Here is a 12271-nt window from a genome sequence, read left to right as displayed (position 1 = left end):
GACGTTCATCAGCTTCAATTAGTGCAAACTTAGTTCTAAGTTTCAATCCTTATTTTAATGGATCTGCAGTTATGACAGTTCTTCGAAGTTTCTTTCTTTGTCAATCTGAATGTTTCAATCCTTATTTTAATGGATCTGCAGTTATGACATTATATCACTCATGAAATTTTGGAAAGCGAATATGAGTTTCAATCCTTATTTTAATGGATCTGCAGTTATGACCACCACCGTGTTTAATAAAGTCTTTAAGGTGGTATTGTTTCAATCCTTATTTTAATGGATCTGCAGTTATGACTTAGGGGGTAAAAAATGACTAAGAGGAAAAGTATTTCGTTTCAATCCTTATTTTAATGGATCTGCAGTTATGACACAGGTGATGAGACAGGACTTGTCGCTTACTACAAAAGTTTCAATCCTTATTTTAATGGATCTGCAGTTATGACCATCGCTTGTCTAATTTTAACTTCATCAGGAAAATGTTTCAATCCTTATTTTAATGGATCTGCAGTTATGACGTTGCCATTTAATCACCTTCCTTTAATATATCCAAGTTTCAATCCTTATTTTAATGGATCTGCAGTTATGACAGTATAAGTGTCAAAGTTGGGGATGATTACCTAGAGTTTCAATCCTTATTTTAATGGATCTGCAGTTATGACATACCAGTTTTATCCGGATATTGATGTTGTTGCTATGTTTCAATCCTTATTTTAATGGATCTGCAGTTATGACTAGAAAGGTTGAGAGGAATGAAGAAGGCAAGATAATGTTTCAATCCTTATTTTAATGGATCTGCAGTTATGACACGATCTGACTCATAAGCTGTCAATCCATCAAAGTAGTTTCAATCCTTATTTTAATGGATCTGCAGTTATGACTTGATAACATAGTTAGAAGTGCATTTTTAGATAACTCGTTTCAATCCTTATTTTAATGGATCTGCAGTTATGACTATAATACTGAGATTGTTGCATGGTCGGCCCAAAAACTGTTTCAATCCTTATTTTAATGGATCTGCAGTTATGACTTTAACTGCAACCCATTGATAACTACCGTCATCCCTATGTTTCAATCCTTATTTTAATGGATCTGCAGTTATGACTGATTTAACTTTATTGTCGGCTGTAAGACTTAATAAGTTTCAATCCTTATTTTAATGGATCTGCAGTTATGACCAGCAGACATTTCTTCGCTGGACAATTCACCTTCGGAGTTTCAATCCTTATTTTAATGGATCTGCAGTTATGACCATGGCAACGGCGGAGCAAGAACAACTGGTGGCAAGAGTTTCAATCCTTATTTTAATGGATCTGCAGTTATGACTCAAACGGTTCACTTATGCGATAACCTGTTACTTCAGTTTCAATCCTTATTTTAATGGATCTGCAGTTATGACCATTGCTTGTCTAATTTTAACTTCATCAGGAAAATGTTTCAATCCTTATTTTAATGGATCTGCAGTTATGACAGTTACGGATGGTAATTTAGAAATTAGGAAGTTTATGTTTCAATCCTTATTTTAATGGATCTGCAGTTATGACCTGTCGGAATTTTATTTGGTGTTTGGACTACTGATAGTTTCAATCCTTATTTTAATGGATCTGCAGTTATGACCTGTTAATGGTGAGGATTTTACGCTTTATTTTAAGGTGTTTCAATCCTTATTTTAATGGATCTGCAGTTATGACCTGCATACCTCCCGCTTTCCCACTTAATCCCACTTGTGTTTCAATCCTTATTTTAATGGATCTGCAGTTATGACCCTACCTGTACGGCCATCTAATCACCCACTTTCTTAGTTTCAATCCTTATTTTAATGGATCTGCAGTTATGACATATTTTAAGTGAAATTCAAAGAGTTTCAAATGAATGTTTCAATCCTTATTTTAATGGATCTGCAGTTATGACCCTACATACTCAACTCTAACTTTGTCAGTTGCAGAGTTTCAATCCTTATTTTAATGGATCTGCAGTTATGACACTCTATTTTTCTTCATACCTTCTCTATCATTTTCGTTTCAATCCTTATTTTAATGGATCTGCAGTTATGACTTTAAAGCTATGAAGGTATTAATACATGTATAGAGTGTTTCAATCCTTATTTTAATGGATCTGCAGTTATGACCCATCTATCTCGTATTCATCACCCCATACAGGGCCATGTTTCAATCCTTATTTTAATGGATCTGCAGTTATGACTATATTAGGATTTTCAGCTTCAGTCCAAGTCTTGCGTTTCAATCCTTATTTTAATGGATCTGCAGTTATGACTGCAAATAGTCAATAACTAACAAATCCAATTCACCGTTTCAATCCTTATTTTAATGGATCTGCAGTTATGACACTGATTTGTGTGCCGTCGAAAAAGTGAATGACATGTTTCAATCCTTATTTTAATGGATCTGCAGTTATGACCAATTAAGTTTGGATCATAAGTTAGAGCTACAATCTGTTTCAATCCTTATTTTAATGGATCTGCAGTTATGACCCGTCACGGTTGATTTTCATTTATATAACAGTAACTTTAGCAATTATCCTAGAATTTTTTAAAGAGTTTTTCAAAACTAAATCTAAAAAAATAGCTAAATTAATACCAAATGCCGCGACTTTGATCATCCTGACCAAACTTACATATATTGGATTATAAAGGTTCAATATTCTTAAGTAAAATAAATTTGCTTCAGAATCTTACTTTTTTCCTCTTTCTTAGTTATATTTTATAAAATTTCCAGTCTTAAAACAAGCTTAATCAAGAATTTTTTCTCTACTTATAGTTCCAAAACCTCTGCTAGTCGATTTCCCTAATCCAATAAATTCAGGCAAATAAATATTACTATAGAAATAACCTTTAAAACCAACCATATCTTTGTTTTTGAATTTAACTGAAATCTCTTCTAATTTTGCTTCTACAACTATTTCTTCTTCAATCCACCAGTCTATCCCTTTAGCAAAGCTAAGTATATTACCAATAATTAACCGTTTTAAAAACTTAATTTTTTTCTTAGCTGAAACATTAATATATTCATTTTTATACTTTTTATAATTTTTTTGACTTAATCCCAACCAGGGAGTAATAAAATTATATTTATAAGCCGGCATATCATAGTTATTATTAATAAATAACTCTTTCTGATCTACATTTAATCTTCCTGCAGGATCACTATATATTTTATCCTCAAATTTAAGTTCATCAATATCCAAAAAATTATTTATTATTTTTTCTGCTCCTTCACCCAAACCGACTATTAAAGGCTTATTATTAATGATTTTATATTGAATCAACGGATATTTATATCTTAAACTACCATCTTTTTTATGCTGATGAAATAAAACATCTTTAAATTTATTCGCAAAATAACCTCGCAATTTGTGGCCATACCTAACAGGCAGCTCATCCGCCAGTTCATAACTTAATTTTGTGACTTTGATTTCCAATTTAATCCCCCCGGTTTATTTAATACAAATATTTCTATAGGTACAGTCTCGACATCTACTTTTATATTTTGTTCTTTTTGGAAAAAAGCCCTTTTGAATTATATTGATTATTTCGTTTAAAATATTCTGCAAATCATTATATATTTCATTTTTTATGTCAATCTCTATTAATTTATTTTTACTTCTAATATAAACAATAAAAGCCTTTTTGACATCTATATTGTAATTATCTTTAATCATCAAAGAATACATTCCTGCCTGATATTTATGAGTTAAAAAAGTTCTTTCTTTATATTTAGCAAATTTGTAATCTAAAGAAGCAGCAGTTCCATCTTCTAAAAACAGAATTTCATCTACTATACCATGAATATTATATATTCTTGAATATAACTTTTCATCCAGAATTTTTTCTTTAACACCAATCTTTTTCCTTAAATATGACTTGTTAACTTTTAATTTGTTCTGATGACAACTTTTACCCCGCTGGACCTTATATCTTCTTTCCTCATGCTGTGATATTTTCAGATAAAGCATATAATAAATAAAACGAGGGCAGTATAAATATTCCATAACTATACTTGGAGTCAGACTAATATTTTCACTCATTTTTAAAACTCCTAACTAAATAAACTTTGCAGCTCATCATTAACTTTGGCTTTGTTAAATGCCTGTCCCAGTAATTCAATTTTTTTAAAGTCTTCCTGGCACATTGGAAAAATATAAACTGAATCATCTTCAGGATTTATTAGATCTTCTGAATAGACAACTAATTCATCCAACAAATTACTATCTATATTTCCAGCAAAAACAGATTTTTGTACTCTATATAACCCCTGTTCAATAGCTTTATCAGAAATTTTTTTACGGACTCTATCTTCAACAATATCATATATACACCAGACAAGCATTTAATCTCCCTCCTCAATAATGCGATTAGCCAGGTTATGACAGTCAAATTGAATAATATTATTTACTTTAATTTGTCTCCCCTTGTAATAAATACTCTGATCAAAATATTTATTTAAAGCTGTTAGAAAGACTTCTTTTCCCTCTTTATTTAAAGTGACACCACCTTTAATCTCATCAAAATGGGACTTCCTTACTTTTTTGCGACTGAATAACTTCATAACTATCCGATCAATGTGATGTCTGTAAATTTCTATAAAGTCAAAAACAAAAGACTTTTTATTATAACCATCAGTATGTAAAATCCCAACGTAAGGATCCAATCCAGCAATAATCAAAGCTTTTTCAACTTTTCCGTACAAAACTCCATAGCCATAATTTAATAAACAATTAAATTCATCTTCAGCCGGTCTGAAAGTCCTTTTGTCAAATTTATAACGATCTGGCAGGAGATAATTTAAAGCATCAAAATATTTTTTTGAAATATTACCTTCATATCCCATAATCGAATTCCGCATCATTTCTACTGGACCAGTTAATTTAGGAATTTTGGCTTTTAATTTTTCCATTTCTTCTATAGTTTCAAATAAATAATTTTGTTTATCTTCACCTCTTTTAATTCCCAGATCATAAAGATGTTTTATCATGTTTTCAGCCTTTTCTACCATTATTTCTTTAATCAATTTACTACCTTCTTCATTATCAGCAAGTTCAAGCTGACGTCGCCTAATATAGGTAGTACTACCTAATTTAGAGTGCCAGATTTTACCCATTGATCTACCAAAATGATCAAGAAATTGGACCTCGATGTTATTTTCGAGGGCCAATTTTACTGCATCACTGCTAATGGCAGCCCCAGTTGTAATTAAAATTGAATCAACTTTTTTGGCAGAAACCCTTTTCTTTTTGCCATCTGCCTTTATTTCAAAAGAACTCTGCTTAACATGGAGGTAGCTGCCGTAGGTATTGATGATTAGCTGCATGGTTTTCACATCCTTAAATATTTAGATTTAAAAGACTAATGATGATGAAGGAGGCTTTTTGGGATCGCTTAAAAATCCAATATTTTCATCATATAAATATTCTTTTTGGTCCTCATAATCAATATATCTAAAATATTTAAATTCCTTAACTATTTGATAATCAACATAATATTTTTCTAATTGATTTCTATAGACACTAACTCTATAATTGGCAAGCTCTTTATTAATTAGTTCTTTTTGAGCTATTAACCTATTTAATTTTTTACTCTCTTCTGTCTCTTTAATTCTTTCATATAAATCAATTAAGTTTCTGATCTTTAATTCCACCGCTTCATCTCTACAGATAATGATATCTTCTTTACCACCTTTTTCTTCAATTATAGTAAAATCTTTAATCGGAATTTCTTTATCTCTTTTCTTACTGTAATTTAAATTTTTAATCGCATTCATTAGATATTTATTATCTCTGGTAAAACTATCGTTTACTTTAGCAAAATAGCTCTGGCTCATATCTAAAAAAGAACTGTTCTCGGATAAAACTTTTTCGCAAATATCTAACAATTTATTATCATAAATACGTTTGGAAAATTCTCTATCTTTTTCATCTTTTAACTTTATAATATTTACTTTCCCTTTATTCTCATACTCATTATTTCTATTACATCTCCCTGCTACCTGAACAATGGAATCCAGCGGTCCAAAATCTCTATAAACTTCTTTAAAACTTAAATCCACGCCCGCTTCAATTAATTGAGTCGATATAACAATGACCTTTTCTCCAGCCCTTAACTCTTTATCAATATTATTAATTTTATCTTTTCTATCAGCAGGAATTAAGTTGGTAGTTAAAGAGTAAACTTTATAATTATTGGACTTATCTTTTAACTTATCATGAATTTTTAAAGCGGAATTTATTGTATTGCAAACTATAAGGCAGTTATCATTATTAAAATTAGAATCAAAATAATCAATGAATTCATCAATCGAGAATGGATTTAATTCATTTAATAATTTTAAATTTACTCTATCAAATACAGGATTTTTAGCATATTTTCTTTCATCTATAAGATTAACTAACTCATTACCTGATAAAATATCTGGTTGAGTTGCAGTCATTAATAATATATAGGTATTAAATTTCTCTGCAAAAATATTTAAAACTTTCCCTGCTACCTGATAAAATTTAACAGGTATATTTTGTACTTCATCTAAAATAACTACTGAATTTACTATGTTATGAAATTTTTTGAGATAACTATTTCTATTACCAATAATACTTTCTAATAATTGAACAAATGTTGTTACAATATTACCCGACTCCCATGACTCTAACAATAATTTATTGACTAAATAATTATCTAAATCTTTACTTTCTTTACTGTCATCTTTATTTTCTATATTTTCTTCAATTTTCAGTGGTGAAAGATAATGATGTCTTAACAAATATTTAGTAGGTTTAACATCATATTTATCTTTTAAATTGAATTTAATTATTTTTTCAAACTCGGAATAATTTTGATCTATTATTGAAGTATAGGGTAAACAATAAATAACTCGTCTACCTTTTTCATAAAATGAATTTATTTTATTGGCAAAGGCAAAAGAAGCAAAAGTTTTACCAATTCCAGTTGGAGCTGTTAGAGTATATAAATATTGATTTAATGATATTTCGGAATTGTTAACTACATCATCAAAAAAATCATTTCTTAAACTATTTATGGGTTTTTCTGGATTGAATTTATCTGGATTATTTTCTCTACAAAAATCAAGATATTCTTTTACTTTTATCTTCTCTTTTGTAGCACCTTCAAAATAATCATCATTTACTCTTGCAGCATTTTTCTTATCTGAATCTATTAAAACTGAGTATAAAAGATTATTCATTAAAAATAACTCTACAGCTTTTGATTCATCTTTAAATTTATTCATGATAATTTCTTCTCTAAAATACTCTCCAATATCTTCTTCATCAAATAAAAAATCTTCTATATCTTCAATAACATCTTTAATTGTAATATCAAAATCAGCTAATAAATTATTATATATTGCTTCAACCTTTTTAAAGTTATTTTTTTTAATATTATCCAACTGTTTTTGTAGATCAAAATATATTCTTTCATTGCTTTCCAGAGGTGATTCCAGGTTACCATGGTGCTTTTTTATAACCATATAACCCAATATTGCTAATCTTCCATTATATTTATTTTTAAGCAGACAATATCCCGCTATTGCAGAAATCAATCCATGGTGAGAGAGATTAGTACTCTCACCATAAATTAAATAATTTTGAAAATAAGTAGTTGTTTTACCGAAATCATGTAAAACACCAATAAGATAACTTATATCAGCCAGATTATTTTGGGATAAAATTGATAGATTTAAATCCTTATCTAGTATTAACTTCCTGGACTTTTCTGCAACTTCTAAAAGATGATCTTTGAGCTCTTTTCTATGATTACTCGAATAATGGGACAATAATTCTTTCATTAGTTAAACCTCCTGCACAGGGGTATAAAAACTGATTATCTTATCTTTAAATTTAATTCCCTGAATAAAATCTCCCTTTATATTTCGACCATTTTCTTCATAACAAAAAGAAGCCATCTCAGCAGGTTCTCTTCCTGAATCGACCTCATCAAAATCTACTGGCATATTTTCAACTATTAAATCAACCTCTGTTGATAAATTAATTGACTTAATGTTGTCTTTATAAGTTATAGAACTTAATGCTCCAGTAAAATTATTTATTATATCTAGTTGATCAATTGTTTCAATATATTCAGCCACTGCCCTGAACTGTCTCTGTCCAAAAAAGAGCCCATATCCAAGTTTACCAGCCTTTAATTTACTTTCTAACCTATTTATAAGTTCCTCATTTCTATGAGTGAAATAAACCCTATATTTTAAGTTTTTAGCTCCTTTTGGTAATAGCAACTGGAGCCTAACCTGCGTATGACCTCCTTCTTTTCTTAAATAATTCATACATTCAAGATGTCTATAAACTGAATTGATTATCTGAAGTCCAAATTTAGCGTTATCAGAGGATAAATCATCGTAATAACTATCTCTCGGATATTCAAGTATAGATGCAACCATCCCCATTAAAACAGTTCTTGTAGGAAGTAAATATGACAGAGAGCTTTTATTGCTGTAATATTTTTTGAAATGTCCTGTTTTACCTTTTATATCAAAACATATAATCTTATTAAATTCCATATTATCTTACCTCCTGGATTTAATATTCCAGTTCATTTGAACTCCCTGAAAATTGATTTAATAATTTATTTAAGCCATCATCTTTAAATTTAAGTTTACTATCATACCAATAATTTATCTTTTTTATTTTATTTTCATTTTCAATTAAATAATCTAATAATTCAGTTATATCCAAAATTACATCACTTATCTCTCTAACATTTTCTTCAGGAGTATTATATTCAAGATCAATATATTCTCTTAGGTCATTTAAAACTGTTTCATTGTCTTTCATCTCAGCTCTTAAGTATAATCTGGGTGTCTGACCAATCTTTGAGCGGGTTCTATTTAAAGGAATTGATTTAACTATCGCCTCGTCAAGAAGTTTAACATCAGATTCTGAAAGCTTTGTGCTTCGAGCTGTAAGACCGTTTATGCCACCACTGAATGCCAGGAATGAATACTTAACCCGATAATCCTTGCCTACACCCTTGCCAGAACTAAAACTGGATGTTATTGTCTTGCTTTCCTGCAGTTCAACAGTATTTAAGGAATACCCCCAATTAAATTGAACTGGTCCTGTTAAATGATCTGCATCACCCGTTGCCTGAACTGCACCAAATAATCTGACCCCAATTAAATCCAAAACATCACCATCATCTAATTGTTTAACTCTATCTTTAGCATCTTCAGCCCTATTGGTAACAAATAATTCTTCCCCTTTAACACTTTCTAAATAATCTCTAATATATCTTTTTAAGCGGACATCACTGACCAAATTAGTCCCTGTATCCCAATCCATTCTCGGCTTATTTTCATTATCCATGTCACCATTAGGATTTGCTTTCTTAGCATCATATAGAAACAAAATTTCTGAATTATTAAGTTCTTCAGTCATAATTATTTCTCATCTCCTTTTTTATTATTATAATATTTATGGCCTAAATATCTGCCAAAAGAAACTCCTGAAAGAATATAAAAGACAACTTCATCTTTATTTAAACTTGAATTTTCAATCCCCTGTATCCTATCAATCATCTGAGCATGTAAGAGCTGATTAACATTATATTTATCATAAATGTTCAAAATCTCTGTTATATCTTTAGTGAATTTCTTTACTCTCCTAACAGGCATTCCATCAAAACTTAGTTTATCCAAAATATTTGCTGATTTGTTTTCTTTCTGCTGTTCTTTTAAAACCTGATTCATTAAAACGCCTAATAAAAATAAACCCTGTCTGTAGGAATTATCTTCATAGGTTTCAGAATGAACTTCAAAAAACTTTCTAATATCCGCATCTTCAATCTCTGTAAAATTACTGCCTTCTCTCACTTTGTAACCTCCTTTTAAATTTGTTATCTGATTTAGCCAGCTTAACATTAGATTCATCTTTAACGGATGAGCTATTACCTCCTTTTCATTCTTTTTATTAAAATAATATCTTTTATTTAAAATAGTTATAAACTTTCTAATAAGATAATTATAATCTATATCCTTACCCTTCATAATTGAATCAAAAAGGTTTAACATCTCTTTTCTATAAAGTTTAGGATCTGGATTTTTATGAGATCTATTGTTAGGAAATAAAAGCCAGTATAGATCATTAAAATAAAGCCTGTAATTTCGAACATCACTTTCATGACCGTAAGTATCTTGATTTGCTTTTCTTAAAGATCTAAAGATAATCTTTATATCATCATATGGTACATCATCTATTGAATCGAGAACTATAAATGAAGCCTGATCAGGTCTCCAGAAAAGAAAGTCCATCTTAAAATTCCTTTTCTTTTTAAGGTTTTTAAATTTTTCGAAATGATCTTTATCACCCTCAGGCTGATCAGCGAAGATATCTTTTATTATTTCTAGAGCTCTATCATAGTTTTCATCCTTATTTATATTCTTTGGAATAACATAATATCTAAGCCTGTTAAATAATCTTCCATAATAATTTTGTTCCACCTTACTAATACCAACCATTACTTCCTGATAACATTCCTGACAGATACCAAAGGATTTATAGGCATTATTATCATTTAAGTTTTCAAAGAAATATGGGCTGCTAGTAACATAAAACTTGGTCGGAATATCAATCTTACCTGTCACCAATTTTTTCTCATTACAGGTACCACATAAAGCATATTCTTTAACCATTTTTTCAGATTGGTCAAAAAATCGGCCCTGCCTTTCAAAATATACTATATCTATATAATCATCATTGTATTTAGTCTCTGTTATATATTTATCATTTATTTTTAATGAAAAGATATTTAGATTATTTACGAAATTTTTACGGGTGCTTCCTAAAATATCTTTACTCACATATTCCTCTAAAACATTTTGCATATTTTTATGATTAATTTCTTTATCATCTAGATATTCAGTTAATTTATCTGCAGTTGAATCTTTAAATTTTTCCAACTTAAGAAAACTCTTTTTACCATGTGTATTATAAAAGTTATCTTTTAAATTTTCTAATAATAATTGAAATTCTTTGAACTGACTTTCCGGAAATTTATCACCAATATAATCAAGCATCTGAGGTACTGTAAGTAAGTGATAATACAAATTATTACAGCTAAAATATATTTTTTTACTTCTTCTACCTAGTAGGTCAAATCCAAAAAACTGCTCTCTATTTTCTTCATATAATTCATCACCACTTTTAATCTCAATCTCATCATTAACCTGATCAAGATTAATTATTATTTCTCTATATTTATCTGCATCATCATTATCACTGTTTGGTTCATTGGGCAGGATAGTCTGGGTCTCTAAAAACTTTTTCCTCTTTTCACTATCTGATAATCCCTCCAGTTGAAGTTTACCTATTTCTTGAAATGATTTAATCACCTAATATCGCCCCCTGATTAATATTTTTTAATAAAATATCATAAATTTAAATAACACTTATTGAAATATCAAGCTATATATTAATCCTGTAAAACCATCTTACCATACCCCTGTGACACCCTTATGTCGCGAACACCTGTTTTTTCTATCTCCTGCCGCATAACTGACCTCAAATCTTCTGGTTTCAGCACCTCAGCCTCAGCTTCATAACCTAAAATCCACTTTTTTATCTCTTCCCAACTGCTGGTTTTAACTTTAAATACTATCTCATTTACACTAATATCTTCAATCTTCTGTTTATCGCTCCAGTGGTATTCGGGAACAAAGGAGGCTGTACGACCGCTGAATTTAACCTCTACTTCCATTTCCTCGTTGCCCTGCTCTTACTCCCCAGGCGGTTTCTAATTCTTCAGTCAGTGAAAAATCATCTGGCAGTTCAAATTTTTGTTGATGTTCTTCCATATCAACAAAAGGATCGGATATGATTTCATAATTTTTGATGTAGCTGCCCATACTATTCTTTAAAATTCCGGCAGCTAATTATAAACTTTGGCCAGAGCTGATTCCTGCTCCCTTTTCATCGAAAAGCTGCGGTTTTGATATTCTTTAGCTGCCAGCAGCACTGCCTCAGTCTCTTTTTGATCCAAATTTGGGGCCTTAAAAGTAAAATTGTCCAGAATCTTATATTCTTTTAAGTAATTATCATAATAGATTGGTACACCAAGGTCTTCCATGATTTTCTTATCCTTGTTAAAAGTTCTTTCGGAAATATTAAAGTATTCAGCAAAATCATTAGCTTCCCAGTGTTTATAAGGTTCATTTAAAAGCATTATAGTCTTTATGATTCTAAAAATCCTGTTATTTTCAGCCATCCCCATCCCTCTTTTCTAAGTATTTTGTCA

11 protein-coding genes and 1 CRISPR repeat array are annotated in these 12271 nt (G+C 29.9%); all 11 genes read right to left on the bottom strand.

All coding sequences use genetic code 11. The annotated features are described in order from the left end of the window. Positions 1-39 precede the first annotated feature (39 nt). A CRISPR array of direct repeats spans positions 40-2488; the repeat unit is 37 nt; unit sequence GTTTCAATCCTTATTTTAATGGATCTGCAGTTATGAC. 257 nt (positions 2489-2745) lie between these two features. Then, positions 2746-3435, bottom strand: a complete 690-nt coding sequence (locus LJ207_RS03155; RefSeq protein WP_229344015.1) for a CRISPR-associated endonuclease Cas6 — start codon at positions 3433-3435, stop codon at positions 2746-2748. Positions 3436-3450: 15 nt separating this feature from the next. Further along, entirely contained in the window at positions 3451-4041 is a 591-nt protein-coding gene (cas4, locus tag LJ207_RS03150; RefSeq protein WP_229344013.1) for a CRISPR-associated protein Cas4, read from the bottom strand. Positions 4042-4052: 11 nt separating this feature from the next. Beyond that, complete coding sequence (gene cas2 / locus LJ207_RS03145; RefSeq protein ID WP_229344011.1) at positions 4053-4343, bottom strand: CRISPR-associated endonuclease Cas2; 291 nt, start codon at positions 4341-4343, stop codon at positions 4053-4055. Further along, positions 4344-5324 (bottom strand): CRISPR-associated endonuclease Cas1, encoded by a 981-nt coding sequence (cas1, locus tag LJ207_RS03140; RefSeq protein ID WP_229344009.1) that lies wholly within the window; start codon positions 5322-5324, stop codon positions 4344-4346. It lies immediately after the preceding gene. 27 nt (positions 5325-5351) lie between these two features. After that, positions 5352-7811, bottom strand: a complete 2460-nt coding sequence (cas3, locus tag LJ207_RS03135) for a CRISPR-associated helicase Cas3' (RefSeq protein ID WP_229344008.1) — start codon at positions 7809-7811, stop codon at positions 5352-5354. A gap of 3 nt (positions 7812-7814) precedes the next feature. Then, on the bottom strand, positions 7815-8540 hold the full coding sequence (gene cas5 / locus LJ207_RS03130; RefSeq protein WP_229344006.1) for a CRISPR-associated protein Cas5: 726 nt from the start codon (positions 8538-8540) through the stop codon (positions 7815-7817). 19 nt (positions 8541-8559) lie between these two features. Beyond that, positions 8560-9417, bottom strand: coding sequence for a type I-B CRISPR-associated protein Cas7/Csh2 (gene cas7b, locus LJ207_RS03125; protein ID WP_229344005.1), 858 nt, complete (start codon positions 9415-9417; stop codon positions 8560-8562). 2 nt (positions 9418-9419) lie between these two features. Next, a complete protein-coding gene (gene cas8b, locus LJ207_RS03120; protein ID WP_229344003.1) occupies positions 9420-11369 on the bottom strand; it encodes a type I-B CRISPR-associated protein Cas8b/Csh1 in 1950 nt (649 codons plus the stop codon). 80 nt (positions 11370-11449) lie between these two features. Continuing rightward, entirely contained in the window at positions 11450-11734 is a 285-nt protein-coding gene (locus tag LJ207_RS03115) for a WYL domain-containing protein (protein WP_229344001.1), read from the bottom strand. Further along, positions 11718-11882, bottom strand: coding sequence for a hypothetical protein (locus tag LJ207_RS03110; RefSeq protein WP_229343999.1), 165 nt, complete (start codon positions 11880-11882; stop codon positions 11718-11720). Before LJ207_RS03110 ends, LJ207_RS03115 begins: the two co-directional genes overlap by 17 nt. A 23-nt stretch (positions 11883-11905) precedes the next feature. Next, complete coding sequence (locus LJ207_RS03105) at positions 11906-12241, bottom strand: helix-turn-helix transcriptional regulator (RefSeq protein WP_229343998.1); 336 nt, start codon at positions 12239-12241, stop codon at positions 11906-11908. Positions 12242-12271 lie beyond the last annotated feature (30 nt).

It is taken from the genome of Halanaerobium polyolivorans (assembly GCF_020711195.1).
GTDB classification, from domain to species: domain Bacteria; phylum Bacillota; class Halanaerobiia; order Halanaerobiales; family Halanaerobiaceae; genus Halanaerobium; species Halanaerobium polyolivorans.
Note: the sequence above shows the minus strand (reverse complement) of the source record. Positions and strands in the feature narration are given on the sequence as shown.